Source organism: Dehalobacter sp. TeCB1, assembly GCF_001707455.1.
Taxonomy (GTDB): Bacteria; Bacillota; Desulfitobacteriia; order Desulfitobacteriales; family Syntrophobotulaceae; genus Dehalobacter; species Dehalobacter restrictus.
Genome location: NZ_MCHF01000067.1, coordinates 1 through 26,061, shown reverse-complemented (window position 1 = coordinate 26,061; position 26,061 = coordinate 1). Strand labels below are relative to the sequence as shown.

General features: G+C 40.4%; 29 protein-coding genes and 1 riboswitch. Of the genes, 2 read left to right on the top strand and 27 right to left on the bottom strand.

The features are described from left to right. Nucleotides 1–33: 33 nt before the first annotated feature. The 11 genes from A7D23_RS14540 to A7D23_RS14495 all read right to left on the bottom strand — a co-directional run bounded on the left by A7D23_RS14540 (nucleotide 34) and on the right by A7D23_RS14495 (nucleotide 10,696). Nucleotides 34–1,401, bottom strand: coding sequence for a UbiD family decarboxylase (locus tag A7D23_RS14540; RefSeq protein WP_068884270.1), 1,368 nt, complete (start codon nucleotides 1,399–1,401; stop codon nucleotides 34–36). A 45-nt stretch (nucleotides 1,402–1,446) separates the two neighbouring features. Then, the gene (locus A7D23_RS14535) at nucleotides 1,447–1,983 is read right to left on the bottom strand and encodes a hypothetical protein (protein ID WP_015045240.1); all 537 of its coding nucleotides are present in this window, start codon (nucleotides 1,981–1,983) and stop codon (nucleotides 1,447–1,449) included. A gap of 102 nt (nucleotides 1,984–2,085) precedes the next feature. Continuing rightward, nucleotides 2,086–2,811: an energy-coupling factor transporter transmembrane component T gene (locus A7D23_RS14530; RefSeq protein WP_015045241.1), complete on the bottom strand. Its 726-nt coding sequence runs from the start codon at nucleotides 2,809–2,811 to the stop codon at nucleotides 2,086–2,088. Beyond that, the gene (locus A7D23_RS14525; RefSeq protein WP_015045242.1) at nucleotides 2,798–4,294 is read right to left on the bottom strand and encodes an energy-coupling factor transporter ATPase; all 1,497 of its coding nucleotides are present in this window, start codon (nucleotides 4,292–4,294) and stop codon (nucleotides 2,798–2,800) included. Before A7D23_RS14525 ends, A7D23_RS14530 begins: the two co-directional genes overlap by 14 nt. A 155-nt stretch (nucleotides 4,295–4,449) precedes the next feature. Continuing rightward, the gene (gene tnpA / locus A7D23_RS14520; protein WP_025205743.1) at nucleotides 4,450–4,896 is read right to left on the bottom strand and encodes an IS200/IS605 family transposase; all 447 of its coding nucleotides are present in this window, start codon (nucleotides 4,894–4,896) and stop codon (nucleotides 4,450–4,452) included. A gap of 208 nt (nucleotides 4,897–5,104) precedes the next feature. Next, a riboswitch (cobalamin riboswitch) is annotated at nucleotides 5,105–5,285 on the bottom strand. Between the two features lie 57 nt (nucleotides 5,286–5,342). After that, the gene (locus tag A7D23_RS15750; RefSeq protein ID WP_041225772.1) at nucleotides 5,343–5,543 is read right to left on the bottom strand and encodes a zinc ribbon domain-containing protein; all 201 of its coding nucleotides are present in this window, start codon (nucleotides 5,541–5,543) and stop codon (nucleotides 5,343–5,345) included. A 66-nt stretch (nucleotides 5,544–5,609) separates the two neighbouring features. Then, nucleotides 5,610–6,275, bottom strand: coding sequence for a Crp/Fnr family transcriptional regulator (locus A7D23_RS14515; protein WP_015045244.1), 666 nt, complete (start codon nucleotides 6,273–6,275; stop codon nucleotides 5,610–5,612). Between the two features lie 318 nt (nucleotides 6,276–6,593). Beyond that, a complete protein-coding gene (locus A7D23_RS14510) occupies nucleotides 6,594–7,808 on the bottom strand; it encodes a 4Fe-4S binding protein (RefSeq protein ID WP_242827269.1) in 1,215 nt (404 codons plus the stop codon). A 248-nt stretch (nucleotides 7,809–8,056) separates the two neighbouring features. Then, the gene (locus tag A7D23_RS14505; protein ID WP_015045246.1) at nucleotides 8,057–8,362 is read right to left on the bottom strand and encodes a hypothetical protein; all 306 of its coding nucleotides are present in this window, start codon (nucleotides 8,360–8,362) and stop codon (nucleotides 8,057–8,059) included. A 12-nt stretch (nucleotides 8,363–8,374) separates the two neighbouring features. Then, the gene (locus A7D23_RS14500; RefSeq protein WP_015045247.1) at nucleotides 8,375–9,916 is read right to left on the bottom strand and encodes a reductive dehalogenase domain-containing protein; all 1,542 of its coding nucleotides are present in this window, start codon (nucleotides 9,914–9,916) and stop codon (nucleotides 8,375–8,377) included. A 405-nt stretch (nucleotides 9,917–10,321) separates the two neighbouring features. Then, nucleotides 10,322–10,696 carry a helix-turn-helix domain-containing protein gene (locus A7D23_RS14495; RefSeq protein ID WP_141690688.1) on the bottom strand — a complete coding sequence of 125 codons (375 nt, stop codon included), beginning with the start codon at nucleotides 10,694–10,696 and terminating at the stop codon, nucleotides 10,322–10,324. 126 nt (nucleotides 10,697–10,822) lie between these two features. On the opposite strand from A7D23_RS14495, the gene A7D23_RS14490 reads away from it, so the two are divergent. Next, nucleotides 10,823–11,128, top strand: coding sequence for a pyridoxamine 5'-phosphate oxidase family protein (locus tag A7D23_RS14490; protein WP_025205909.1), 306 nt, complete (start codon nucleotides 10,823–10,825; stop codon nucleotides 11,126–11,128). A 309-nt stretch (nucleotides 11,129–11,437) separates the two neighbouring features. Here the strand turns inward: A7D23_RS14490 and A7D23_RS16225 are convergent, their stop codons facing one another. From A7D23_RS16225 to A7D23_RS14480, 3 genes are read right to left on the bottom strand one after another with little or no spacing between them, the layout of a single operon-like run. Continuing rightward, nucleotides 11,438–11,581: a hypothetical protein gene (locus A7D23_RS16225; protein WP_015043201.1), complete on the bottom strand. Its 144-nt coding sequence runs from the start codon at nucleotides 11,579–11,581 to the stop codon at nucleotides 11,438–11,440. A 16-nt stretch (nucleotides 11,582–11,597) separates the two neighbouring features. Then, nucleotides 11,598–12,770 carry a uroporphyrinogen decarboxylase family protein gene (locus tag A7D23_RS14485; RefSeq protein WP_068884268.1) on the bottom strand — a complete coding sequence of 391 codons (1,173 nt, stop codon included), beginning with the start codon at nucleotides 12,768–12,770 and terminating at the stop codon, nucleotides 11,598–11,600. A 3-nt stretch (nucleotides 12,771–12,773) separates the two neighbouring features. Continuing rightward, nucleotides 12,774–13,412 carry a cobalamin-dependent protein gene (locus tag A7D23_RS14480; protein ID WP_025205911.1) on the bottom strand — a complete coding sequence of 213 codons (639 nt, stop codon included), beginning with the start codon at nucleotides 13,410–13,412 and terminating at the stop codon, nucleotides 12,774–12,776. Nucleotides 13,413–13,815: 403 nt separating this feature from the next. On the opposite strand from A7D23_RS14480, the gene A7D23_RS14475 reads away from it, so the two are divergent. After that, on the top strand, nucleotides 13,816–14,490 hold the full coding sequence (locus tag A7D23_RS14475; protein WP_021315177.1) for a cyclic nucleotide-binding domain-containing protein: 675 nt from the start codon (nucleotides 13,816–13,818) through the stop codon (nucleotides 14,488–14,490). Between the two features lie 11 nt (nucleotides 14,491–14,501). Here A7D23_RS14475 and A7D23_RS14470 read toward each other — a convergent pair whose 3' ends face one another. The 13 genes from A7D23_RS14470 to A7D23_RS14415 form a co-directional block, all read right to left on the bottom strand. Further along, nucleotides 14,502–14,708 carry a hypothetical protein gene (locus tag A7D23_RS14470; RefSeq protein ID WP_021315175.1) on the bottom strand — a complete coding sequence of 69 codons (207 nt, stop codon included), beginning with the start codon at nucleotides 14,706–14,708 and terminating at the stop codon, nucleotides 14,502–14,504. A gap of 28 nt (nucleotides 14,709–14,736) precedes the next feature. Continuing rightward, nucleotides 14,737–15,915, bottom strand: a complete 1,179-nt coding sequence (locus tag A7D23_RS14465; protein WP_068884266.1) for a 4Fe-4S binding protein — start codon at nucleotides 15,913–15,915, stop codon at nucleotides 14,737–14,739. A 116-nt stretch (nucleotides 15,916–16,031) separates the two neighbouring features. Next, nucleotides 16,032–17,426, bottom strand: coding sequence for a reductive dehalogenase (locus A7D23_RS14460; protein WP_068884263.1), 1,395 nt, complete (start codon nucleotides 17,424–17,426; stop codon nucleotides 16,032–16,034). 1 nt (nucleotide 17,427) lies between these two features. Next, entirely contained in the window at nucleotides 17,428–17,745 is a 318-nt protein-coding gene (locus A7D23_RS14455) for a dehalogenase (RefSeq protein WP_068884261.1), read from the bottom strand. A 251-nt stretch (nucleotides 17,746–17,996) separates the two neighbouring features. After that, complete coding sequence (locus A7D23_RS14450) at nucleotides 17,997–18,698, bottom strand: Crp/Fnr family transcriptional regulator (RefSeq protein ID WP_068884259.1); 702 nt, start codon at nucleotides 18,696–18,698, stop codon at nucleotides 17,997–17,999. A 454-nt stretch (nucleotides 18,699–19,152) separates the two neighbouring features. Further along, on the bottom strand, nucleotides 19,153–20,466 hold the full coding sequence (locus A7D23_RS14445) for a reductive dehalogenase (protein ID WP_025205917.1): 1,314 nt from the start codon (nucleotides 20,464–20,466) through the stop codon (nucleotides 19,153–19,155). A gap of 13 nt (nucleotides 20,467–20,479) precedes the next feature. Next, nucleotides 20,480–20,791 carry a hypothetical protein gene (locus tag A7D23_RS14440; protein ID WP_025205918.1) on the bottom strand — a complete coding sequence of 104 codons (312 nt, stop codon included), beginning with the start codon at nucleotides 20,789–20,791 and terminating at the stop codon, nucleotides 20,480–20,482. A gap of 323 nt (nucleotides 20,792–21,114) precedes the next feature. After that, a complete protein-coding gene (locus A7D23_RS16605) occupies nucleotides 21,115–21,237 on the bottom strand; it encodes a hypothetical protein (protein ID WP_282432024.1) in 123 nt (40 codons plus the stop codon). Between the two features lie 66 nt (nucleotides 21,238–21,303). Further along, nucleotides 21,304–22,473 (bottom strand): uroporphyrinogen decarboxylase family protein, encoded by a 1,170-nt coding sequence (locus A7D23_RS14435; RefSeq protein ID WP_025205919.1) that lies wholly within the window; start codon nucleotides 22,471–22,473, stop codon nucleotides 21,304–21,306. A 49-nt stretch (nucleotides 22,474–22,522) separates the two neighbouring features. Next, entirely contained in the window at nucleotides 22,523–23,158 is a 636-nt protein-coding gene (locus A7D23_RS14430; protein ID WP_025205920.1) for a cobalamin-dependent protein, read from the bottom strand. 264 nt (nucleotides 23,159–23,422) lie between these two features. Continuing rightward, nucleotides 23,423–24,796, bottom strand: a complete 1,374-nt coding sequence (locus A7D23_RS14425; protein ID WP_025205921.1) for a reductive dehalogenase — start codon at nucleotides 24,794–24,796, stop codon at nucleotides 23,423–23,425. A 14-nt stretch (nucleotides 24,797–24,810) separates the two neighbouring features. Further along, the gene (locus tag A7D23_RS14420) at nucleotides 24,811–25,122 is read right to left on the bottom strand and encodes a hypothetical protein (RefSeq protein ID WP_019225833.1); all 312 of its coding nucleotides are present in this window, start codon (nucleotides 25,120–25,122) and stop codon (nucleotides 24,811–24,813) included. A 209-nt stretch (nucleotides 25,123–25,331) separates the two neighbouring features. Beyond that, nucleotides 25,332–25,853: a creatininase family protein gene (locus A7D23_RS14415; RefSeq protein WP_025205931.1), complete on the bottom strand. Its 522-nt coding sequence runs from the start codon at nucleotides 25,851–25,853 to the stop codon at nucleotides 25,332–25,334. Nucleotides 25,854–26,061 lie beyond the last annotated feature (208 nt).

The following is a 26,061-nucleotide window of genomic DNA, read 5'->3' as shown; positions in this document are numbered from 1 at the left end:
TCCCTTAATCGGTATATTTAGAACACACAACCCTTATTTGGCATATTTAAGAAGCCGTTGCACTGCTTCTCTTACTTCATCGTCCAATTGGATTTTAGGGGCGAAACCGCTTAAGGGCTTTGTGGCATCAATCCCCATTTTGGACGTACGGCTTAATTCATCCGTTGAGGGGTCAAGGGTCACACCCATTCCCAGGTGCTGCGGTAAAATGGAAACCCCTTTGTCCGCCTGTAATCTTGTGGCAAGTGCCCATAGGACTTCCTCTTCGTTAAAGACATTAACATCTTCATCCACCACAACAACCATCTTGATATTGTGGTCGACAGCAAAAGCGGCGTAAATGGCTTGCATAGGCTGCCCTTCGGCAATTTTTTTCATAGAAATATAGCAATGAAATAATCCGCAGGCGGAAAAAGGTGCATGAACTGCTTTGATATTCGGCAAAGTCTGATGCAACGCATTTATGACGTCGCCCTCTCTCTGTATGGCTACAACCGTGATATGTTCACTGCTCATCCCAGGTGTCAAGTCATGATAAAAAGCATTTTGGCGGTAGCGGATGGCTTTGACTTTGAAGACATTTTCCGTACTTCGATAGCAGGCGTAATTCGTAAACTCAGCGAAAGGACCTTCCTTTTCCCGCACATCAGCCAGTATTTCACCTTCCAGGACAATTTCCGCATAGGCCGGAACCTGTAAATTCACAGTAGCGCAGGGCGCAACTTCCAAAGGCTCACCAAAAAGCCCTGCAATTGCCCCATATTTGCCCTGGTCATACGGGACAAGGGCCATAGATCCCAGGGCAATATTGGGATGAACGCCAATCACGATGGCGGCTTCCAAGCTTTGCCCTTTTTCTTCGCTTCTTCGAAAATATTCCCAGAGTCTTTGACGGGAATGGAGTGAAATCCCTAAGGTATTCTTGTTTTTTAACTGCATGCGGTGGAAACCTAAGGTTTCCACACCGCTTACAGGGTCTTTGGCAACACACAGTCCAGAGGTTACATAGGGCCCGGCGTCAATCGGAAAATGAATTGGGATTGGAAGCTTATAGAGATCGATGTCATCGCCAGTGATACAATGTTCGGCAAAAGGAGGGTTCTTAATAACTTTGACCTCTTCGATCCGTTTTTTGATACGTTCGGCATAGGTTTCAGAAACTTTAGACGCTTCGACACCCAGTCCTTTGCCAAACCGTTCTCTGGTGCTTAAGATACTGGTCACCACAGGAAACGCACTGTTCTCTACCTTATCGAAAACCATGACGGGATAACGGTGCTCTTTTTCCAGTTCCATAATGAGGGTACTGATTTCATACGCTCTTTTAACTTCTTCTGTGACATGCTTCACTTCACCCTCTCGCTCCAGCCGCTTCAGAAAATCTCTCAAGTCCTGGCTCATATCCTAACCTCTTTTCTTAATTGCATTGTCTAACTCAAATTTTTCTTATCTGACTAAACCTGATTTTTTGATGCTATCATATATTAATTTTGTGATCACCGTGGAAAGAGGCCAACAGATAGCGATGGTAATCAATGCTTCAATTACGGCAACCTTGATGGGTAACTGGTAAATATTGATTAATCCAATACAAACAACAGCATTCCCTAAAACATTGCAGAGAAATTGGGCGAGAATGTGGTGCCACCATTTTTCCATGGAGCACTTGGCTGCGACGAATGATACGGCAAGTGACCCGATGGCATTCGCGAAGATAAAAGCAATCCACAGCGGGCTGTACCACATGGAAATTAATGCTTCGACTTCCCCTGCAATCATTCCGGCAGGCTGTTTATAAAGCAGGACGATGAGTGCCGTAAAGGAAGCCCAGACCGTACCGTTAATTAAGTACATGCCTGCTTTGCCTGTGGGAAGAAGATTGTCAATAAATCCTGTAGCTTGACAGGCTATGACAAAGACAATACCTAAAAGAATGGATCCTACGAGTGCTTTGGTGTCGGTTCTGAAAAATTTGTTGTTCATAATGTCCTCCTAAAATAAAATATTTTTTATATTTTAGTACCAGGTCAACCCTAAATCTACTTGTTCCCTCTCGTTAAATTGTTTACATGTGTTTTGGAGTTATCAAGGTACTAAGTTAACTGTAATGAAAAATAAGACAAGAACCATCATGTTGATCATTTCCCAGCTTTTTAAATGCAATTGTTTGCTAAAAGTTCGCTGCTTGCTTCGGCCATAGCCTTTTAATTCCATCGAAAGAGCAATATCTGAAGTATGCCGGACTGTACGATATAGCAACGGCATAAACGTTAACGGAAGATTTTTTATTCTATTTTTAATCCCTTCAGAGGGATAACCCCGAACAGATTGACTCTCTGAAATTGCCAGATATTCCTTTTGCATCAGAGGGAAAAACCGCTTTGTCATAACGACCAACATGGCATAGCGATAAGGAACATGCCATGATATGAGCATTAAAGCAGCATCTGTGGCAGAAGTCCAGGTCATAAACTGAACAGCAGCAAAGGTCACGGCAGCAGTGCGGGAAATACCTAAAGCAGCAGCCGGAATAGCGCCAGTATAAACAGATACGATTCCCCACTGCCAAAGAAGTTCTCCATCCCGGCAGAACAAAAGCTGTATGACAATAATTTGCGAGGCAACTAAAAGCATTACAGGTACTAGTATTTTATATTTTTTTAAATGGTTAGAAAAAATACAATCCGTAATCATTACCAATGCAATCATCCCAATTTCCTGGATCAGATTCTGCGAAAGTAAAGCTGTAAGGATCAGTGTTAAACACCATACCAATTTCGTGCGCGGATCAATTTTTTCAATGAAGGCCATTAGCAATGCCCTCCTTCTGAAAATCTAACCCGATGTCCTTCAATGTTTTTTCAAAAGAACCAATTTCTTGGGTCGGAATATCCAATACCAGACGGTGCTTATGCATCGCCACAATACGATTGGTATATTGTTTTGCCAAACCCAGGTCATGGGTAACGAGAATAACCGTTTTACCTTGTTGCTGAAATGCAGAAAGCAGCTCCATAATCAGGGCACTTTGTTCTTCATCTAAGCCTGAGGTCGGTTCATCAGCTATGATAATCTCAGGATCTCCTACTAAAACAGAGGCAATTGCCAGTTTCTGACGCTGGCAGCGGCTGAGCCTGTGAGGATGGATATCGGCGTATGCTAACAGCCCGACTTCAGCTAGAATTCCATTTACCTTCTCTTCAATTTCCCCTTCCGGCAGTTTTCTTTTTCTTAAAATAAATGCTACCTCGTCTTTTACTGTGTTTGCAAAGATTTGAAGATCAGGGTTTTGAAACAGAAAACCTATTTGACTGCGTATGGTTGCTAAATTTCTTTTGGTTAGGGGTTTGCCAAATATTTGAATCGCACCCGCATCCGGGACAAGCAAACCTTCTATTAACTTTAAGAGCGTCGTTTTCCCTGAACCATTGAGTCCAATCAACCCAATAAAATCACCGTGATTAATCGCCAAATCAATTTTTTCACATCCCTTAAAATCCCCTTTATAGGTAAAGGTTAGATCCTTCACTTCAATTATTGTTTCATCTGTTGCTGTAATATTTTTTGCTGGGCTGATTTTTTTATTTAACCGTTCTAGATAGTCATCAGGGCTGCATTCTTCTTGAATGGCTCCTTCAGCCATGATAAGAATACGATTGGTATAAGGGAGAATATCGCAGGCCCGGTCCATCACCATAATCACGGTAACTCCTTTTTCTCTGTTTAAATAAGCGATATGAGAATAGAGGTCTTGTTTTCCCTTTCCGTCTAATTCTGCGGTGGGCTGATCTAAAACAAGAATGGGAGTTTCCATCGCTAGAACACTTGCCAATACCACTCTTTGGGCTTGGCCGCCGGACAGTCCATCCGTATTTCTTTGTTCAAAACCCTCCAGTCCAACGAATTGTAAAGTTTTTTTGACTCTATGCTTAATTTCCTCCCAAGGAAGTTCCATATTGGCAATACCGAAAGCAACTTCTTCTTCTACCGTGATACTGACAATCTGATTTTGCGGCTCCTGCATCATATAGCCGATGTGATCGCACATTTTTGCTAAGGGGATTTCATTAATGTTTTTCCCCATCACCTTAATGGTGCCGTTTAACTGTCCATTGAAAAATTGAGGCGCTGCTCCGGTGATGCTATGGAGCAACATCGATTTGCCCGATGCAGCTTCCCCTGTAATGGCAATGAAATCTCCTTTATTAATGGTTAAGTCGATATCTTTTAATACTTTTTTTGTTTCCGGTGGAAAAGTAAGAGCTTCTATTTTAAGCTGTACCACAGGTTCCATAGGATGAAAACCTCCATATTAAATGCAATAAATACAAAGTCATGACCACCCGTAAAACGGGTGGCATGCTCTAGCCCTATAAGGGCTTATTGCAAGCCTGCACCTAAAAGTGCTGGCTTGCACTTCGTTCAAGCCATTCAGCATTTATTACCTGGCTAACCCCTGAAGGGGTCTTCTAACTCTTTGACACTTACCTTATCATTTATCTGATCATGCAGTTCCTGTTCTCTTACATATTTTGCTATGGTCGCTTCATTTAGTCCCACAGTACTGACATAGTACCCGGTTGCCCAGAAATGGCGATTGCCAAACTTATATTTCAAATTGGCATGCCGATCAAATATCATCATTGCGCTTTTTCCCTTCAAATACCCCATGAAACTTGATACGCTCATCTTCGGCGGAATTGATACAAGCAGGTGGATATGATCGGGCATTGCATGCCCTTCGATTATCTCTACACCTTTATATTTACAAAGCTCCTTTATTATCTGCGTTATATCTGACTTGATCTGCTTATATATTACCTGCCTCCTATACTTTGGTGTAAATACTATGTGGTATTTACACATCCATTTTGTGTGTGCTAAACTTTTATCCATAGAAATTCCCCTTCCTTTTGCTTTTTGATGGCTTGAACATTCATCATTATAGCGGAAGGTGAATTTCTTTTTTATAATTCTTTGTCTCCACCCGTGTAACGGGTGGTTTTGTGTTCAAAACGTCTACGTTTTGAACTTGCTGAAGCATTAATAAAAAAGTTTCAGTTTGAGGGACTCTAATCCCTCAAACTGAAACTTTACCGTCGCTTCATTACGTATCTTTATTGGCAGGTCTTCTGACTCATAGTTTTAACCGACTTCTGTGCCTTCCCAATTTCTCAGTGGCATTGTACAGTCATCACAACTATTTACAGCGGTGGGTCCGTCCAGGATTTGCACCTGATTCCCTATTCTTCTCCATAAGAGACACCAAAAAGAATATATGATTATTACGTATTATTCTAAATGAAATTGGAGAAAAGTCAAGAGAAAAGATGGTGCAGATTTTAACATTTGCAGCCAGAACCGCATTTCCCAGATGAACAGGCTTTACCACCTTTGACTCCATAGGCATTAACCGTTGTAAACCGCTGAGTTATATTATCATCAGTGCACTGCGGACATATTTGTTTGTCTCTTGAACTTACACTACAAAAAATTGAAAACTTGTGACCACACTTTTCGCAAATAAAGTCATAAGTTGGCATTTAATAACCTCCTAAAATATCATTTCTTCATCAATAATAAATTCATTTAGTCTAAATTGTAGATCTTTAAATATGTTTCTGCCAGTTTTTTAGGCGGCTATAATCCTGTATAATGATCCCTCCATATATTGGCCGTATAATGTTCTCAGATTTTAAGTCGCGAAATAATTTTGACACCGTTACTCTTGTTGTATCTGCAAGTTCAGCCAAATCTTGTTGATTGATAAACAGTTGCATCCCTTGTTGATCTGCAAGTGCACACAAAGTTTCGATAATTCTATGGTCTACTTTGTAAGTGTAATGTTTTTGCAGCCGACTTATGTGGTTATTACTTTTCATTGAAAGGTCGTAGAGCAACTCTTCAGTAAGCGTAAAATCAGACTTCATCAAACTTTTCATTTCCTGAATTGAAATTGCAGCTGCTACTGTGTCTTCTACAGCCGTAAATGAACCGAGAGGGGGAATACCGGTAAACAATGGAGCAATCATAAATAAATTATTTGCACCCAATACATCAATGAGAACCTCATTGCCTTCTTCGTCAACTTTCGAATATTCAACCGTCCCTGTAAAAATATATAATAGTTTCTCAATAGTGATGCCTTGTTTAATAATAATGCTTCCTTTGGGATATAACAATCTTTCTCTATGCGCAAAAACTTTCTTCCATCCATCTATTGGCGACCGGAATAATTTTGTGTGTTTCAGCCACGGTAGATCATTATCACTCATGATTACACTCCCTTGTACTTAGCCTTATACTTAGACTAATTAATATGTGAAAATGTAATTATGTTGTTTCCTTGTCTACCTAAATCTCCTGATAATTAGAGATATAGGCAGACAGAACTACCCTCATTTAATTATTTATTATTTTTTCTTCGTGGATACTGTATGCAGATAATGAACATGCTTTTTTTGCGTTATTTAATTCAACGCTGATGAATAGTTATAAAAGTTGTTTTATGTTGCTAAATAGTAAGACCATAACTAAAAATAAGATTGTCGCTGTCAAAGTACAGAAAAATACTTCCTTAGAGCCAAGGTTCCTCATAGTGTCCTTCCTTTATTCGTTAGAATACCTTGTTCCTGTTTCTTTTGGAAAAGGGAATTTACGAACCGTCTTGCTTTAATGATGATTTCATTGATCACCCCGACCGGACAAAAGTATAAACACCAAAATCTTCTGATAAACAGCGATACAACCAGGATAATGCTGAGCAGTATCCATTGCACACTCACACCCTGAAATCCGAACAGGACTCCAAAGGGCTCATAACTGCCACCTACACTCGGTGATTTAAAGAAAAAGCTTAAAATCAGCACGATCCAAACTAACATGTATTTAATTTTTTGCAGCCATGTTCCTATATTATGATTACATTTTAGTTTTCCGCCTCCGATTTTTGCCAGTATTTCCTGAATTCCTCCAAAAGGACATAACCAATAACAGTATAGATTCTTCCCGTTTAAGAAAATAATTAATGGAATCCCGACGATCAAAATATACCAAAAAAGATTTTGTTTAAAAGCTGGGAAGAATCCCATTAATCCGCTGGCAATGTTTGCAAGTGAAATTGAGCAGTTAAACCAGAAACCTGTAAAAAATATACTGCATATAATAACTACCCAGCGCAGCTTATTGATTTTCAAACGCACTCCTATAATCGTTGCAAATATTAATAAAGCCAAACCTATTTCTTTAATCCCCAAATTAATATTCTCCGAAGGCTCAGAAATATTCAAGGCAAATTGGTTTCTACCCAGCCCATGACTAGCCTGGCGGACTGCATCGGTAATTCCTCTTGATGATAGCGTAGCACTGGTCACCTTGTCGATATCCCGTCCAATTTCCAGCGGTTCATCTACAGGTTTACCTATAAATTGCTTCAGAAAATCCCCTCTCAAAACTGATTGAATATAGGATGGTGTTTCCGTAGCATACCCTACAACCCGAACTTTTAAAATGTTACCGTTGGGGTCTGTAGCCGTTAAAACAGATACAGGACCGCCATAGCCGCTTCCTTGGCCAAAAACTACGTATCCCTGCAGCGTATCCTGACCGTTGATATTCTTATAGCCTGCATAGGTCAGAGGATGAGTTTCAATTACTTCAAACTCCTGAGCATTGCTCAGCATTGAGGGTAAGAATTGCTGGACATCCATCTGTCTGCCCTTAAAACTAAACAATAATGCGATCATTAAAGATCCATAAAACATAAATAAGAACAGTTTTTTTAAATGAGCTTTAGACAAATTACACATCTCCCGGTATACCATCGTTTATTATATCCGCACTACGTGCCTTTCTCAGCACTTCCCGCCTTAATTGAAACATAGTGCATATAGTTCCAAGTCTTGTTGGATCCGGCTACAAGAGTGTCCCTCAAATTTTCTTAAACTGCTAACCACGCTTTTACGACAAACGGTTTGACTGCCCAGCGATTATATTTTTGTTTTCTCTCTGGGCAGCAAACCATTCAGCCTTACCTTAAAACTGAGAACAAAAATAATTACATTTTAGATGCATTATCAATTATTTTTGCTTTCGGTACAGTAAAAAACCAACGCCAGATCCCGACTCCTGAAATTACAGTGATTGCAGTCAAAAAGACTCCGCCCATTAAAGCCGCACGAGACTCATTTTCACCGAGACTAGTGAAAATAAATATATCCGTTAAAAAGAGTAATAAAACCCACGCACAAACGACTAACCATTTCCACCAATTTAAGCTTTGACCACGTTGCTTCGACCATGAATACAACCAATACACAGCTACTGCTGTTCCCATTCCTGCAATGAACGAATAAAGGCTCATCCGCTATCCCTCCTATTTCTTAAAGATGCCTTCCGGTATTCCGTCAAAGAACATATCCGTTCTCATCCACCAAGGCACGTCTTTATAAGTCGCCCACGTCGGAGCATTATAATCGTCCTTTGACGGACTCGGATAAAAGCTCTTTTGCCCCCATAGCATGATTTGATGTGCTATTCCGGTTCGATCTCTTACAGCCAATTCACGGCTATACTTATGCAACGCATTGTCAAATCTGCGCCACGGACACACAGAATAACAAACACCACACATATGTCTGACGGGAACAGAAGCATAATAGTTCTGACATTTTTCTCTGTCTGACATCCAACGTACCACGCCATCGTCCTGCAGTTCGGGTTGTCCGCTTGGAATAGAGCCACCAGGACATTTTTCCGCGCAAATACCACACTTGTCGCAGAAATCCTTTAATCCCATGTTGATTGGCCGATCCGGCTCCATAGGAAGATTGGTCAGTACAACAGCCAATTTTACCGAGGGTCCAAATTCAGGTGTAACCAATATGCCGGGCCTTCCCATCTCACCTAATCCGGCATCAATTGCTAACGGTGTGGGTAAAAGTTCATCCCACCCTATAATTGGGTTTCCGTTATATCTGGCAGGATAGCCCAAAGCTTTGATGAAATTCGTAAGTCTTGCAGCAGCAAGGCCTGACCGCGTATATGCCTCAAATGGACTGTAAAAAAGCGGTGTTGCTTCTATCAAATTAGGTTCATGGGGTACAGCAATGACAATTGCATATTGCCACCAATCCGGGATGTCTATGGGACCACCTCTTACCCCTCTTGGCGTTATTGGATCGATTCCTACCGCAGCTAAAATTGGAAGCATCCTGGGGTCCACGCCACCACCCCAGCCTAAGATCCACCTCGGATTGACTTTCGTAATACCCACTAAAGTCCCACCAAAGAGGCCCGCCATTTTTTTAATGAGTTTGCTTGTTTCTTTTGGATCCTTAACTTTTAATGGTTCTTTGATTACACCCTTAAAGTCCCACTCTTTTGGGTCCCCTACTAAGGGAGCAAGCATGCTGGTCCAAGCCTTGTTCCATGCAGTTGCAATCCCCCACATATCCTTATTCATTTTTTTCTCTTCTTCAGCGAGGTTCGGAAGAAGTTTGGTGAACCATGCTCTATCGCTTTCCAGTTTATCAGGATGCTTTGCGTAATATTCCTTCAATCTGGGCATTAAATTTTCTTCGCCTTTGTTGCTTAATAAAGCATCTTCCTGATAGTACAGACGACGAAAGGTTGGTGAATCAACGTCTTGGTCCACACGATTGACTGGTCCTTTAATCTCATAACCAGGCTTATCTACTCTAAATGGCTCACGATTAAAATATACTTCCCCTTGTTCTGATTCCCATCCCATCATCGTATCAATGGACTTTGCATCACCAAAGCTGCTGGCAGCAATTCCCCCGAGTGCCGCTACACCTCCAGCAAGTCCGGCAAATTTAAATAAAGAACGTCTGCTGATTTGAACGGATTTAATCTTGTCTACTACCGAGCCATTTTCTAACTGATTATTTTCCATCCTGTTCACTCCATTCCAATTTGTGAAAATAAAAAAGATAATGTTAAAAGTCCCTTAGATGCTAAACATTTGCGCTATGAAGTTCTGGTTTTTTTAGACTTGTGAGTCTATACCTTTCCTCCTTTACTTTAAAATACAGATCATATCTTAAACACGAGCGCTCGTATTCAGTGTATAGCAGTCAACTTTTTGTGTATGTTAAACAAATACTTTTCTGAATATTCAGAAAAGTAAAAGTAAAACTAGCTTTGATCAAATGATGTATTCCTTTAGGATAAGCCCCATTCTGACAACCCTAAGTATTTTTGTATAATGCAAACAAAGGAGCAATAGACTATTTCAGACTAATGCTCCCCAAAATATTCGCCTTATTATTTTATACAACATATATTATCGGGGCATTTCTTAGTTTTTGTTCAATGTGTATTCAGACTCTTGAACCTGAATTCCCCAATGTGCGAGTTGTTTTAGAATCGGCATCAGGTCACTGCAAAGGTCCGTCAATGCATATTCAACCCTCACCGGCATCTCCATATATTGTTTACGGCAGATAAGACCGTCTTCTTCCAATTCCTTCAATGAGCTCGCTAACATGGTATTTGTTATGCCTCTAATCTTACGTTTCAGTTCATTATACCTTGTTATCCCGTCTTGATTAAGCGCGCATAAAATAGGCACTTTCCATTTTCCGCCTATTAACCTTAGTGCGCTTCCCAATGGACAATCCTCCATACATGGGCAGTTATCTCTGCATGCGCTGTTGTTTTGATCGTTTTTCATAGTCAGTTTTTCCTTACCTACTCATCATTTTCTGCGTACTTGAAAAATAAAATCCAGGTGGTAATATTGTACTAGGTAGCAAAACTAAAGTAAAGACTATCAAAAAAATACTAAGGAGATGGCGAGATGGTTATTAATGAAGGGGTCAAAGCAGTCATTGAGGGTTCGGCCTTTCTCTCTCTTGTCACACTGGGTGCAGATGGCATTCCTCACCCAATTATTGTTGGCAAAGGCGAAGTTGTCGGTGACACAGTAGTCTTCGGCATTTACAAAATGGACGTAACACAACAGAATTTAGCAGCTGACAAAAACATATGGGTTGTTGCAGCCACAATGGACGGTGGTCCTAAAGGCTATCGTCTCAATGGTACAGCTGAGGTCAAGGATAAACAGCTTATTTTTACCCCAGCAGAAGTCGATGCTCTGATATAGACCTTCTTTCTAGGAGCTATTGACACTAATGTAAATAAATTAAGGTAATATGAGTCCCATCTCTAACGCTTCAATATTATTTTGAGGCGTTTTCCTTTTTTCTCGGGCAGCGCAGACGCATACAAGATACTCCGCAGGATACTCCACTCACAACGTTCTCGCAGCTACAATATTTGAAGTGATAAAAAGCCAGGATTTTCTCCTGGCTCGAGACTGTAGTAATCTTCTATGACATTAAATAAAACAGCCTGAAATTGACCTATTAACTTATTTCGGTTATTTTTTCTTAGTTTCCCTTATTCTCCTTGTTTAAAAGAGCGCCAGAAAAGTTACATAGGCGAAAATCATTTCCTGTCCGATATCCCAATTCATACCCATCGCAGGATCTTTGTCTGCGAGCTCCGGATGCTCTTTTACGATATCACTCCAAGAGATCAACAATTGTTCTTCCACCGTGAAGCACCTCCTATTAATAAATACCATACTCCATGACAAACTTGTTTACGGCGATGATATTTTCCGCCTTGCCGTCAGCTGCCGAAAGAAGTTCCTTATCGGTAGAGAAAATATATCCTCCGCCAGGAGCCAGATCATCCAATAATTCTTTCGCTTTAGTGATACATTCTTCCTTCGTGCCATATTGTAACAACGTTAACGGAAAAAGCCCTAGTATACACATGGTATTTCCAAGCTTTTGTTTAAGCTCTTTAGGATCTCCGTGTTCGAACCATCCCAGTGTTTTCTTGGCAGGCAGATCTTGAAGATGATCATAGTATCGTGACCAATCTCCTTCATAGAATGGCATTGGAATTACGCCATTAGCCACGAAGGCCTCGATAATCGTTTTAAACATAGGCCAGTAAAATTTATCAAAATCTGCTGTTTTAAGCATAGTAGGCAAATGTAAAGGAAGTAGGATGATTTTGGGGTTTGCTTTCGGTGGTGTTGAAAACATCTGACCCATTCCAAACCTTATTACTAACGGAGTAAGTGCCTGCGCAGCCTCAAGCAATTCTTCAGGCCGACGACGCATATCCATAAATGCGCCTTTAATACCCCGGAAGAAATCGGCAATCCAATCTAATGGCATTATTGCTAAACCATCAAATAGCATAGGTATTCCATACTGGGTTATTAGATTAGCCTCTGCAGCTCCCTTTTTCGCTCCATACATACCAAATTGCATAGCGCCTTTTGCTAGTGCTAAATCCTTTGCAGGTGAATCTTTTGCCAATTCCGAATATTTCCGCGGCAAAACTTTTTCCACCATGAACCTAAATGGGTCTTTAATGAATTCAGGATATTCTTCGCTAGTCATTACTTCCGCATTCTCATCTGAATATTGAACAATGTTGCTTTCATTCAAATAATGAAAAGATTTACTGCCCAAAGCCTGATACATGCCACCGGGTCTGGCGTAAAACATGTGCAAGACGTCCATCGGGATGTCGTTAACTACTTTTAGAAGGGACTTACTGCATTTATCCAAATCCCAGTTGGATTCGGAGTCAGTGTACCCTGCATAGTAGGAAGACCATGTTCCAAGAGCGGAAGAGATCGGAACGCGATCCGGTTGTTCTAGATTAATGGCTTTGTAAACTCTTTCTACACGTTTTTGGTAAAGGTTCATTATTTCACTCATCGATCAACCCACCCATCTTTGGCATATTTTGACCCCTTCAGCGGCGTTTGTCGAAAAGGCGTCCGCCCCTATGCTTTGACATACATTCTCATTAACGGGTACGCCGCCGATAATCACCTTGACTGAATTTCTAAGGCCCGCATTGTTCAGTCCATCAACTGTTTCTTTCATACTATCCAGCGCTAAGGTCAGTACGCCGCTTAAGCCGACAATATCAGGGTTAACTTCTTTAACCTTGTCCACGATCTGGCTGACCGGAACATTGATCCCCAGGTCGATTACCTCAAAATTTGCGGCTTCAACCATGGATCTGAAAATATTTTTACCTATGTCATGAAGATCTCCGAAAACTGTAGCCAGGACAATCATTCCGCCTTTTGCTGAGGAATCTGCACTTAAAGCCGGTTTGAGCTTGTCCATTACACTTTGCAACACTTCCCCGGCAAAGACCAAGTCTCCGATAAAGTACTCGCCCGAATCATAGCGTTCACCTACGAGCGTCATACCTTGCTGACAGGCCTTAACAACTTCTTGAACTTCTGCAGTATTGTCGTCTTTGCTTAGCGCTTCATCAATCGCCTTGTTTAACACGTCTTCGTCCAAATCGGACATCGCTTGAGTCAGGACTTTTAAATCCACCACTTCAAATCATCCTCCTTAAAATTGTTTTCTTCTAGCTCGGTTCTACATCTTTAGTCTGAGATAATTCTGCTGTCTATACAGGTTAATATATCATAGTTAAAATTTAATAAATCTTAGCGCTTACTAAGGGTATAATTTATATATTTTAAATTTTCAAAATTATTTACCGTATTATTTATACAACAGTTTCTACCCAAATTGTGGATTATTTTTATTGGCATAACAAATAATAACAAATAATATTTATATTATTTGGAGATGCTTTAATTACCCTTATTTTCTGACGATTCTTTTGTTTTGCTTTTCTGATAATCAAAAACAGAGTGTGTCTTGATTCACATATCTCCAGAAACAGAAATGATATGATAGGGTATAGGGGAATCTGTATGCGGAGGTGATTGCAGTGTTTGACTATTCTATTTTCCCATGGGAACCTTCATCTAAAGAATTATTTGATTTTATGAAGACGAATGGTCAACGTTTTACTGTAAGCAAAGGAGAAAGAGTCATAAATACCGGTGAACAAATAAACTACATCCAGTGTGTCGAAAAAGGAACATTGAAGACTATGATGTTAAGTAAAGATGGAAGACAAAGAACAGTGAGTATTATTCAAGCCGGAGGACTTTACGGTTTAGTTCCCGTACTTTTGGAAGTAAAATCTTCTCCCCTTGAGATAAGGGCTTGTGAAGACAGCACAATTTGTTATATCACCAAAAATCAATTCTTTGAAAAAATTAATGCTAACCCCATCTTGGCCTTTATTTTTATGAACTACTTGAGTAATTACGCTATTGCACTTGTAGAAAATTTTGAATCTCTTTGGTTTTTTAATCCAAGACAGCGCTTTTTACTATTCTTACGTAATCTTTATTCACTCAATCACTTGGAATATGATCATTGGTATAAAGCCCCTTACATCCTTACTCATCAGGAAATTGCCGAATCTATTGGTGCTACGCGTGAATTTGTTACGAAACAATTCTCTGATTTAAAGAACAAAGGTATGATCAAAGTCATCGATCGGAATATCTATTTCCCTAAAGACTTCAAATCATGGGTTGAATCCCAATTATAAACTGGCCTCATTTATTCTACTGCAAAGTTATGCATATCAATATTTTCTGGAATCTCAGGCTCCTGAGGAGTTTGGGATTCCATATTAATTTTCTGAGGATTCAAGTCTGTAGCAGAATTAGAATCTATGTTCTGCCAAAAGGTCAGACTGATTATTACAAGGGTAACAACACATAAAGCATGATTTAGGATATCACCAATATTGTATTTATTATTCATTTTCTCCCTCTCGTTGATTTAATTACACCTACTCGGTTTTATTCATCGGCATTTGGTGCTGGGTAACTTTCTCAGGTGAGTGCACCAGTTTTCCGAGTCTACGCCTGACTTTGGCGCAAATATCCAAAAAAGCACCTACCGGACAGAAGCAATCGCACCAGAATCGATAGATAAAGATGGACGCTGTCATAATCACAAGCAATAATAGCCAATTAAGAAAAGTCCCTGTAAGACCAAACAACGTGCCAAATGGTTCATAACTGCCAATAGCCGGGTTCCGGTACAGGAAAGTTAAAAGTAAGCCAGACCACAACAGTATCTTAGGCAATAATCTCAGGAGCTGATTAGATACCCTTCGGCACTTGCTGCGACCTCTTACCATACTTGTTAATTCTTGTACCCCCCCGAAAGGACACAGCCAGTAACAGTATAGGTTGCGTCCTGAAAAAAGAGCGATTCCTAAACCACCTAGTACGATTACATACCAAATCATATTACTGTGTATAGGGGGCCAATACCCCATCAATAATGCCGAGATAGAAGATAAGGATATCTGGATCTTAAGCCAGAACCCAAAGATAACGACTGCAGCAAGTAAGGTAATATACCGTACTTTGAACTTTTTCCACACCAAGCTTAGGACCAATACAGCTAGAAACAGAATGATCGCGATTGCTTCCGCTAACCCAAACTCCCAGGATTCCGGCTTTTCCGATATGCTTAGACCAAGTTGATTGAGTGCCACTTCATGACTTCCCTGTCGTACAGCATTGGCGATAGCCCTGGAACTTACTGTAGCCCCGGTGACGGAATCAATGTCAGCACCCATTTCAATCGGATCATTTGCTTTTATGTTCTTGAACTGATCCAGGAATTTTGCCTTTAAGACTTTGTTCAAAAAACTGGAGGTCTCTCTACTCTCCACCACCACAACTTGTTGGATCTCCCCCAGCGGATCGATTACTGTAGCTATCTTCAATGGCCCGCCGTAACCATTGGCCTCTCCAAATACGACATAATAATGATCCTTACCGTCACTTTGATCAGCCTTAAAAGTTGGAGGGTTGTTATTTATTTCTTCAAAGCTTGTTTGCGGCAAAATCTGTTTCATGTAGAGGAGTTCATCCTCCTCTGCTGCCATGTTGGAATATGCCAAAACCCCGATCAACATGGCAACCGCAACAACTATCATCATGCGTTTCAACATAATTGCTTCCTCCAGAAGTATGACTAATAACTGGGTTGACAAATGAAGTAAATAAAGAACCTAATAATGATATGCCGGCTCACGCTTGAGAGCCGGCATATCTTTTATCGTTCTACTTACTTCCTTGGAAAGAATTTATTAGGATCCTGCGCCCACCAGCTTGCCACATCTTTGGGTTCTGAATAGCCTAACATTTTTTCCATCTTGACAAGCGTGGATCCTAGCGTTGGTGCCAAATGCGCTGCTAACTTATGCATTGCAGTACTAGGTTTATTGTACGGACAATAATGAACACAGTTTCCACAAGCACTTATGTTGTGATCATCCCAATACGCTTTGCATTTACAAGCATCGATTGGCCATTTTTTGACACCAGAATTTGTAGTAGAATATACGGCTTCGGCAGTACGATTATTATCCTTGGGAATAGACCCGGAAGGACAGTTATCGGCGCAAACCGCACAAGTCTCGCAGAACTTGGTCACTCCCATATCTATAGGTTTATCCGGCTGGATAGGCATGTCGGTGATAACACCGCAAATACGCAGACGAGGTCCAAAGTCTGGGTTGATGAGCAGACCATTCCTTCCCATTTCCCCCAGCCCTGCATCAACAGCCATCGGAATTCCCAAGCCTGGTCCATAACTGCCAAATGGCCAAGCACGATAACCCATATAATTAATAAAGAGGGCCAAGTGCATAATCAAGAATTTATCAAAGCTGTACGCCCGATACGTTTCAGCTACTTCAACACAGGAAAGGGTGCGCTGGTAAGCCTCGTAGTCCATTTCAATACCACAGACGATAACGTTATTCATCTCTTGAGGCAATTCATCGTCTACATTCGGCATTTGTAATTTTTTTCTTTCTTCGGGTGTCATCACCGGCCCCAACAGGCCTTTTTCAAGACCAAACACTTTTGTAAACAAGTCTTTGGCATCCGTCTTCCAATTCTCAACGTGATACCGGTGACTATAAAGCCAATCTCTATTAAGCTTACATGTCCCCACAACGCTTGCGCCGAAATGCTTAGCGGCCATTTTCACAGTCTGGGCTGCTTCTTCCGGAGTCGTCGTGTATGGTTTTGTTAATCCCGGAGGCAGTTCCGGCTCCCACAGATGCGAAGCAGCAAAGCTACCAACTTTAAACATCAGCGCGGAACTCATAAATAATGACAGATCGCGATGATCAAACCCGGGTTTTGGTGTACCGGAAGCAATGTTTTTTACGGTATCATGAAGCGCTGTCATCCCTTGCGGGCCAAACATATAAAACGATTGGCTTTCATCCCAATACCCGCGGGAATGAGCGTTATTTCTATTATCAAATCGCCCGACTTCACCTTCAATCTCATAAGGCGGTTTATCCACTCTGGGGTATTCCAGCGCACTCGCAGCACCGTCTCCGATTAACTTTTCTCTTGCTCCGGGCGTAAGTGTCAATATACTGGTCAGAGCTCCAGTCAGTGCAGTACTTTTTAGAAAGGACCTTCTGCTAAGTTTTTTAGACATTTTATGCTTTTTCTCCTTTCATTAATTTGGCAATCGTATTTTTCCCAAAAGATTTGCTGACCAATAATTGAGCAACAGCAACAATAACGACCCCAATAATACCCATCAGGAATAATCCGACTATTCCGGCTTTGGGCTGCCCCTCCCATACTCCCATGTAGAGCCAATATATTAAAAAATCTACATAGAGTGTAACAAATATTGATAATACCCAGTTCCAGATGCCGAACTTGCGGCTCTTCTTCTCTACAATCTTTTTGTATAATTGAATAAGCAATACAGTAGCAAGACCCAAAATATATGCGATAATTCCACCCATACTATCTACACGTCTCCTTTCTTTTCTACCTTACCTTCTCTTTGCAATCTTTAATTTTTCACCAATTCCATAAATTTTTCACATAATATATCTCCTCCTTGTAAATACTTTCTTCACTTCATACGTCGTTCGCTTAATAATATAAAGTATAATGTTTGGATTTTCTGTGTTACGATACACATAACAAGAGGCCGACCCAAAAGTATAATTTTGAGTCGGCCCTGGTATATATTTTTTACCATTAACAAAAGTCAGTACTTTAAAACTTCATCAATCATAGAAGTTAATTTTGGAAGATTGTAAATGTAAATTTTATCTTTTGTTTTTTTGAGTATTCTCTGCTCTTCTAGCATTTTAAACAGTTTACTTACTGAAACATAATGAGTTCCAGTAATGTCTCCGATCGTTTTTTGCGTTAGATTGGTGTTTATAATGTAATAATTGTCAACAAGCTTCCCCTCAGAGATACAGAGATTATATATAAACCGTAATATTCTGCTTGACGGCCGGTAATAACTTAAATCCCTTGTTTTAGCCATAAGACAATAAGACTTATCAAGAATGTTTTGAATAACATCCAGAAGTACCTGTTTATCCTCATTAAATATTTTCAGAATATCTTCAAGCGCAAAAAAATAAACCGTACTTTTTTTGATCGCATGAACCTGAACTTCGCTATTTTCTTCATTTGAATTGATTGCTGCCCCGATCGTTTTTTCATTAATATGAAAAAGAAATTTGGTACAGCCATCATCTGAACCGATGCTTACACCCAGGCATCCGGACTTGACATAAAGAACAGAATTAGCATTTTCACCCTGAGCTTCAACAATTGCTCCTTTAGGAAATATACGTTTATGTGCCAGATGCAAGTACTTTTCTAGTCTTTCATTTTGCTCAAAATTCTCAAGCATATAAGGTCGGAGAATTTGCTTCTTATTAATATCATCCATTATCTAATTCCTCCTTTTGCATATACTAATATCCTTTATCGATTCTTATGCTAAAATTAGATTAAGCAATGGTCAATAAAAGTGTATAAAATTAGTCTTAGATAATACAAAAAGATTAGATATTATACCTACCTTCACCTGCTTAAACAAATGAAGAATTGGGTCTAAACTTAGTTTATCAGAAATTATCTTATTTTAAAGAGTTTGTCAATTATTAGAAGAAGAAATTAATATAAAAGATTATATCTTTTATATTGTGTATTGGTAACATAAATTATGAATATATCGTTTATGAATATATCGTTCAGGTCTATTAATTTTTTTTACATAGCAATTTGTCTCTGATAACATTCGGATATAACAACTTAGGACTATTCCACTATTATATCCAAAATACTACCAGAGACATATGCATTTCTTATTAAATTCTTTTTTAATTTACAAACTCAATGAGTTAATAACGTTCAGGCCACTCTAACCACCATTTGAACTTCTCGACCTGTTCTGTACCATAGCCAAACATATCATCAACCTGTTTGAGCAAATTTGAAGCAGTTTCCCCTTTACTACCGATAAATGTGCCGGCCTGATGGAACCAGGAGTCTTCTTTGGAATTCCATGGACATACCTTCATGCAGAGTCCGCACATGGATCCTTCTTTATTGGTTACACGGAATTCAACGCATTTCTTAATGTCAGTCTGCCAACGCAAAATACCATTCTTTTCAATATAATCCTCGTCTTGGGTAATCGCTCCCGAAGGACAATTATCGGCACATTTTTTGCACACCCTGCAGAAATCCTGAGCGCCGAAATCAATTGGCCTATCTGGAGCTAGCGGCAAGTCTGTGGTCACAGCGGCAGCTTTGGTGCGGAATCCAAGTGTCGGGTGAGCCATACAGTCACCTGTCCTTGTCATCTCTCCCATTCCTGCGGATACCATACATGGAGCCAGGATCAAGGCATAATTGGAAAAATGATGCGCTCTGGCATTGTAACCAAGATTACGGATATAGTTTGCCAAGATTACCGAAATAACGGCAGTTGCATGGTAAGAACGGAATGATTGGGAACCGCTGATGCCGTCATAGCCGGTAGATGCCATCAGGGTCTCCAGGTGCTGATCAACCATGACAACGATGACATAAGGCAGGTTCTCTGTAACAGGCACTGATTTGGACAAGTCATCTTTCATCATATCTTCAAGAGGAGGCGCCTTGAACTCATAGTATGCAAATGAAGGCATTTTACCAATACCGACCTCGTCAGCCCTTAAGAAATAGGCGCAGTCTTTGATATGCTGGGACATCTGTTCAGGGTCAGGAATAGCCAATTTTTCGGGGGCGGGTTTTCCAGATACCATCGGAGCTAAGCTTAAAGTAAACTTGGCTAAAGCATCTCCCAAAGGATACTTTGAAGCAGCATGGTAATATAAGTTCGCCTTAAAAGCTGCCTCAGAAACCTTATGGCGGAAAACCAAGTTGAATCCTTGATTTGCCTCATGGAATCTTTTTATAGGGCCAACAATCTTGGTTGTGCCCAACCATTGGTCGTTAAAATCAGCCATTTTAACTGAGGCCATGCCGTAATTCGTCGGATGAAGCTTCGACTGTCCTCCGGAGTTTGACACCGTCTCGGCGGCTTGCACCGGCAAAGCATTTGTCATACCAAGAACACCCATGGAAATAGCTGAGGCTGCTCCTGCCTTTAAAAAATTACGTCGGTTTATCCTTAACTCCTGCTTTCCTTCTTGTTTTTCAATAGACATCCTTTTCACCTCTTTAAGCTTCTAAGCTTGTATTTGCTTTTTTCTGTTGTTTACCCAAAAATCCTAAGAGTCTTGCTAAGACTACCGCTAGTACAACTGAAATACCTAAAAACAAAAAGATTGCTGTACTTGTTGCTTTGACATGCCCTACGCTCGCATTAATATAAATGAAAGAAATCCCCATCCAAGTAATTGCATACCATGCAACATATAAAACCCAATTAAGAATAGTTTTCCATCTTTTGTCCGTATTTGCTCTAGGTTTAATAAATAGTAGGCCGGCTAAAAAAAGAACACCCGCTAGAAACACCAAAAATGTACCCATATTTCTCCTCCTTTATTTTTTATTAGCGGCTTCCGCAATTGCCCTAATTCCGGAAACCACAACTTCCAATTAAATATAGCACTTATTATAAAAAAAACGCTTAGTATTTTTTAAGCGTTTTTGATTAAAATTTCATAATCCCCAGGGGGGATGACCGCTTGGGAAAAACTAAGATTCGAATCCGGATTCGAATCTGGCAAGCCACTTTCCCCACTCCCAAAAGAAAAGACGCCATTTTGATTGACGTCCTTCATTGGGGCTAAGTTGTGATACTGCTGCCCCTAGTAGTGATATAACATTTTTACTTCTTGGTAACGTCAGACCTATGAAAAAAGCATTACGATCGTCAAAGCCAATTCAACCCCGTCTTTTTCCTGATCTGAATTAAGAAACTGTGATAAAATTCTTTCCCTTGCCATTTTAAAGATCATTTCCATGTCACTCATCTTAAGAACACCCTCCTATTCTTTAGGGGTACATATTTATTTTCAGATAACAGATGGAAGTTTCTATTACTTAGAGCCATATTCCACAATAAATTCCGTAACAGCTTTTAAATTTTCTGCCTTGGCATCATTTTTAGTTGCCAAAACTTTGTCCGGTGCAAAGACAAATCCACCACCCGGAGCTAAATCATCAATTAAGCCCTTGGCAACTTCGATGCATTTTTCCTTTGTTCCGTAGTACAGGTCGTTTGTCTTTAAACCACCGGCAATACACATCGTTTTTCCTAAAGCTTTCTTCGCCTTTCTCAGATCATCTTCTTCAAAGAATCCAATGACCGATCCCTTTGGAAGCTCCTGTATATACTCATACAGATGTTCCCAATTCTTTTCAAATAGAATGAGAATTTTAATACCTCTTGCTGCAACCGTATCAACATATTTTTTGAAGGACGGCCAGTAAACCTTTTCAAACTCTTTCGCTCTGATAAATTGCGGCAAATGCAGATATAAATGAACATACTTGTCATCGGAAACAGTATGCATTTTTCCATATGTGTCTTTGATCAAAGGGTCGACCATAGCCATACAGGCTTCAGCCACTTTATCAGGACATTTTTTGATATCTCTCATAATCCCTTTGAAATCCCTTAAATAGTCCATGATGATATCACCGGGCATAAAATGATTTACACCCGCGTTGGTTATCGGAAGCCCATGTTCAGTTTTGAACCTATCCGACAACATCTTTGTTGTTTGACCAAACTTAAAGAAGATGGAAAGGGAATTGGCATATTTCGCGAACTTTTCTTCCACTGTCCCCTCTTGGAAAATCTTATGTTTTCTTGGAAGAATTTTGTCACGGATAAATTTCATCGGATCGGCAATAAGCTCATCATACTCTTCTACCGCCATAAGTTCAGATTGTCCAGTGGCGATTTGAATGGTTTCCGTCGCATTGTTAAAAATTCCGCCGCCTAAGGAATACACAAAATTAAGGGGAAAGGTTATGCGTGAGGCAAGCGCGCCATCAAAGGGAAAATCAGTTAAAGCTTTAGAATAAGCTTTATATTCAAGTTCAACGTCTTTTAATCCCTCTTCTAAGGTTATCCCATAATAAGAAAGAGCCCAATTGTCTACCAGACCGTAAATAGGAACCCTGTCCGGTTCTCTTAATTCGATGGCATCTTTGAGCCTTTTGACACGTTCGTCATATAATTTCATTTTATCATCACTCATACTAGATCCTCCTGTGCTATTTATTCACAAGTTTTCTTGGTTGCGGGTTTTAACCCACCCACTTCTGGCATATTTTTACTCCTTCTGCTGCATTCGTGGTAAATGCATCAGCACCAATTGTTTCACAAGCTTCCTTCGTTACAGGGTTTCCACCGATAATAACTTTAACTTTGCTGCGTAATCCCGCTTCTTCTAAAGCCTCAACAATATTTTTCATCGATTCCAATGCTAACGTCAAAACACCGCTTAAACCAATAATTTCAGGATTTACCTCTTTTACTTTTTTTACAAATTCACCAGCTGATTGATCGATACCCAGGTCGTATACTTTAAAACCTGCTGCTTCAGCCATGCTCTTAAAAATGTTTTTTCCAATGTCATGTAAGTCACCTGCAACAGTTCCAAGCACCATTGAACCGACAGTTCCAGCATTTTGGGTGTCCATAATCGGCTTTAAAATATCAATTGCACTGGTTAACAACTCCCCGGCAAAGATCAAATCACCGACAAAGTATTCCCCCTTTTCAAAAAAATCTCCGACTACTGACATCCCGCTCTGACAAGCAGCTACCACCTTTTTGGTTTCATCTGGACTGGGATTTGTGTTAACAAATTCATTCAGCATTTCAAATACTTTTTCTTCATCAAGTTCTCCAATTTTCTGTGTTAATAGCGACAAATCCATTTAGTTTACCTCCTGTATTTTAAAATTATTAATATAATGTTAACCTATTAATTAAAAAAAATTTATTGCCGAATAACGTTATCTTCTTTTTAGTTGTATTGTATATACATTTATATATATTTTCATTTAGTAAATACTTATCATATTTTAAATATTTTTTGTTGTGCAAGTCTGCAACAGCCCATGAAAAAGTTAAAGACGCAAAAAATTTCCAGCGACCCTTACAAAGGCGACGCTGGAAATTCTTTACCTATACTCGTTGGATTAATATTTGAACTTATACAGTTCCGGCCATTCCAACCACCATTTATATTTATCAACAATCTCTGTGCCATAACCAAACATATCATCAATACCTTTTAAGAGGCTTGAAGCAGTTTCCCCTTTGCTTCCAATCCAAATTCCGGCCTCGTGAAACCATGAACTTTCCTTGGAACTCCATGGACATACCTTAATACAAACGCCGCAGCTAACTCCTTGATCATTACCTGCCCTAAATTGTGCGCACTTTTTGAAATCGCTGTTCCAACGCAAATAGCCGTTATAATCTACCATATCCCTGTCATGCGTGATAGCTTGGGAAGGACAATTATCGGCGCACTTATTGCACACACGGCAGAAATCCGCCATTCCGAAATCAATCGGTTTATCCGGAACCAAAGGCAAATCCGTGGTGATGGCTGCCACTTTGTTGCGGAATCCCATGCGCGGGTGGGCAACACAGTCTCCGGTCCGGGTAAGTTCCCCCATCCCCGCAGCGATTAAACAGGGCGCCATTACGGCTCCATAGTTGCCGAAATGGTGTGCTCTGGCATGGTATCCAAGCTCTCTGATGTATTTAGCCATAATGATAGAAATGTTGGCGGTCGCGTGATAACAGCGGAAAGATTGGGAATCTGAAATTCCGTCATATCCGGTTGAGGCCAAGTAAGTCTCTAAATGCTGCTCAACCGCAACAACGATGACATAGGGCATCTTCTCCGTAAAGGGTACATCTTGAAGGGGAGTCCCCCTTGGCACCATACCGCCGATAATCCCCATCATCGGGGGATTCATTTTATCAGAGTAATAACCGTATTCAGGCATTTTCCCGATCCCGACTTCATCAGCTCTCAGATAGTAAGCAACATCTTTAATATGCATGGACATTTGCTCGGGATCAGGTATCGGAAGTTTCTCCGGTTTGGGCTGACCATCAACGATGTTTTCTCCGAATATGGGGGAAATAGCCCAACCGAGCGCATCACTCAGCGGGTGTCTAATACCGATCGTATAGAACCCCGCCTGTGCCTTGGGTCCTAAAAGACCTTGGGCAACTAACGCAAATCCCATATCTTTTTCTTTAAACTTCTTTACCGTCCCTACAATTTTGGAGGTGCCAAGCCATTGGTCATTGTGCTCTGCGTAACTGACAGAAGCGCCTCCATAATTCGGTTCGGGTCTCAGCTTGGACCACTGTCCTTTTTTGGGGGTGATGTATTCGTAGTTGCTTACCGCAGCTTCAGCTATTTTTGAGGGTGCTTTAATCGCGCCAAAAACGCCCATTGCTGCTGCAGCCGCTCCAGTTTTCAAGAAACCTCGGCGGCTTACCTGAAATTTTTTCTCTGGAGCATTTTTACTTTCTAAAGAATCTGCCATCTTTTTTCCTCCTTTCATGCTGATACTGATTCATTGTCTTTTATTTTTCTAGTACCGATGAATCCTAGCAGGCGCGCTAAAATCACTGCAATTACAACTGCAATTCCTCCAAATAAGAAGATGGCTGTACTTGTTGCCTTGGCGTGACCGACAGTGGCATTAATGTAAACAAAGGAAACTCCCATCCATAAGACAGCGCTCCCAACTACGTATAAAGCCCAAACAAGCACGGTCTTCCACATGACATCCTTTTTGGCACGCGGTTTAATAAACAAAATTCCGGCTAAAAATAATATCCCAGCCAAAAAAATCAATACAGTACCCATAGCTTTTTCACCTCCCTTATAAAAGAACTACTTTCATCCCATGCACCATCCGCTAATAATATAAAACATAATTTTGAAATGTTCTGTGTTACTATGCACATATAATTGGCTACCATCAGGTAAAAAAATTTACTACAACAAAAAAAGCCTTGAATGTACAAATAAATGTATGTCAAGGCTTAGCTTTGCTTATATAATTTTTCCCCTGTTTATTTAATTAGCTCAAGTACCTCTTCAACTACAATGTCGGAGAAAATATCATATACCTTGTCACCGGTTTCTTTCGTAGCGATTTGTGGATCGCCTAAATATGCCAAAGGAGCGCCTACATCTTTCCAGTCGTTTTTACCAGCAGAAATTCTCTCAAAGAGATGTTCTGCCTCATAATTAGGTTTTAGCTTAATTAATTCTTCCTGATCCACTAATTCGGGATGTCTAAGTAAGATTAAACCTGTTTCCCATTCTCCGGCATGAAAATCCCATTCCGGATGTTCTCCCTTGCATACTGAACTCATTCTAGGCAGTCCATGATGAAACCACGCGGATACCTTAACCTTTAATCCATCTTTTTTCACTGAAGCTCTTTTGATTCCTTCTTTGATCGCTTCGTTATTTTTGGGCTCGCCATGAGCGCATATAATGACTATTTTATCAAATCCCCATTTGGCTAAACCAAGACAAACGTCTTCTACAATATTAGGGAAACACTGATTAAATCGCCCCCCGGACAAAAAAATGGTAAAATTAAAGAAAACAGTAACAGGTGGTAAAAATGGGGCAACAAACCTTTTCGGATATAGAATACTCAAACCGACGGAAGAAAACGAAACGAGAAGAATTTCTTGAAATAATGAACGAGATCATCCCCTGGGACGAATGGGTGGCGCTTATACAGCCGCACTATTTTGACGGTAAGCGCGGTCGTCCACCGCTCGGGAT

Coding starts and splice junctions, on each gene's coding strand:
- A7D23_RS14465 (WP_068884266.1), bottom strand. CDS start 15,915: ATGTTGAAACGCATGATGATAGTTGTTGCGGTTGCCATGTTGATCGGG.
- A7D23_RS14500 (WP_015045247.1), bottom strand. CDS start 9,916: ATGGAAAATAATCAGTTAGAAAATGGCTCGGTAGTAGACAAGATTAAA.
- A7D23_RS14425 (WP_025205921.1), bottom strand. CDS start 24,796: ATGGCAGATTCTTTAGAAAGTAAAAATGCTCCAGAGAAAAAATTTCAG.
- A7D23_RS14495 (WP_141690688.1), bottom strand. CDS start 10,696: ATGAAAAACGATCAAAACAACAGCGCATGCAGAGATAACTGCCCATGT.
- A7D23_RS14485 (WP_068884268.1), bottom strand. CDS start 12,770: ATGAGTGAAATAATGAACCTTTACCAAAAACGTGTAGAAAGAGTTTAC.
- A7D23_RS14535 (WP_015045240.1), bottom strand. CDS start 1,983: ATGAACAACAAATTTTTCAGAACCGACACCAAAGCACTCGTAGGATCC.
- A7D23_RS14440 (WP_025205918.1), bottom strand. CDS start 20,791: ATGGGTACATTTTTGGTGTTTCTAGCGGGTGTTCTTTTTTTAGCCGGC.
- A7D23_RS14540 (WP_068884270.1), bottom strand. CDS start 1,401: ATGAGCCAGGACTTGAGAGATTTTCTGAAGCGGCTGGAGCGAGAGGGT.
- A7D23_RS14460 (WP_068884263.1), bottom strand. CDS start 17,426: ATGTCTAAAAAACTTAGCAGAAGGTCCTTTCTAAAAAGTACTGCACTG.
- A7D23_RS14430 (WP_025205920.1), bottom strand. CDS start 23,158: ATGGATTTGTCGCTATTAACACAGAAAATTGGAGAACTTGATGAAGAA.
- A7D23_RS14510 (WP_242827269.1), bottom strand. CDS start 7,808: ATGTGTAATTTGTCTAAAGCTCATTTAAAAAAACTGTTCTTATTTATG.
- A7D23_RS14435 (WP_025205919.1), bottom strand. CDS start 22,473: ATGAGTGATGATAAAATGAAATTATATGACGAACGTGTCAAAAGGCTC.
- A7D23_RS14470 (WP_021315175.1), bottom strand. CDS start 14,708: ATGAATAATAAATACAATATTGGTGATATCCTAAATCATGCTTTATGT.
- A7D23_RS14420 (WP_019225833.1), bottom strand. CDS start 25,122: ATGGGTACTGTATTGATTTTTTTGGCTGGGATATTATTTTTAGCCGGA.
- A7D23_RS14515 (WP_015045244.1), bottom strand. CDS start 6,275: ATGAGTGATAATGATCTACCGTGGCTGAAACACACAAAATTATTCCGG.
- A7D23_RS14455 (WP_068884261.1), bottom strand. CDS start 17,745: ATGGGTGGAATTATCGCATATATTTTGGGTCTTGCTACTGTATTGCTT.
- A7D23_RS14530 (WP_015045241.1), bottom strand. CDS start 2,811: ATGGCCTTCATTGAAAAAATTGATCCGCGCACGAAATTGGTATGGTGT.
- A7D23_RS16605 (WP_282432024.1), bottom strand. CDS start 21,237: ATGAGTGACATGGAAATGATCTTTAAAATGGCAAGGGAAAGAATTTTA.
- A7D23_RS14450 (WP_068884259.1), bottom strand. CDS start 18,698: ATGGATGATATTAATAAGAAGCAAATTCTCCGACCTTATATGCTTGAG.
- tnpA (WP_025205743.1), bottom strand. CDS start 4,896: ATGGATAAAAGTTTAGCACACACAAAATGGATGTGTAAATACCACATA.
- A7D23_RS14445 (WP_025205917.1), bottom strand. CDS start 20,466: ATGTCTATTGAAAAACAAGAAGGAAAGCAGGAGTTAAGGATAAACCGA.
- A7D23_RS14490 (WP_025205909.1), top strand. CDS start 10,823: ATGGTTATTAATGAAGGGGTCAAAGCAGTCATTGAGGGTTCGGCCTTT.
- A7D23_RS14505 (WP_015045246.1), bottom strand. CDS start 8,362: ATGAGCCTTTATTCGTTCATTGCAGGAATGGGAACAGCAGTAGCTGTG.
- A7D23_RS15750 (WP_041225772.1), bottom strand. CDS start 5,543: ATGCCAACTTATGACTTTATTTGCGAAAAGTGTGGTCACAAGTTTTCA.
- A7D23_RS14525 (WP_015045242.1), bottom strand. CDS start 4,294: ATGGAACCTGTGGTACAGCTTAAAATAGAAGCTCTTACTTTTCCACCG.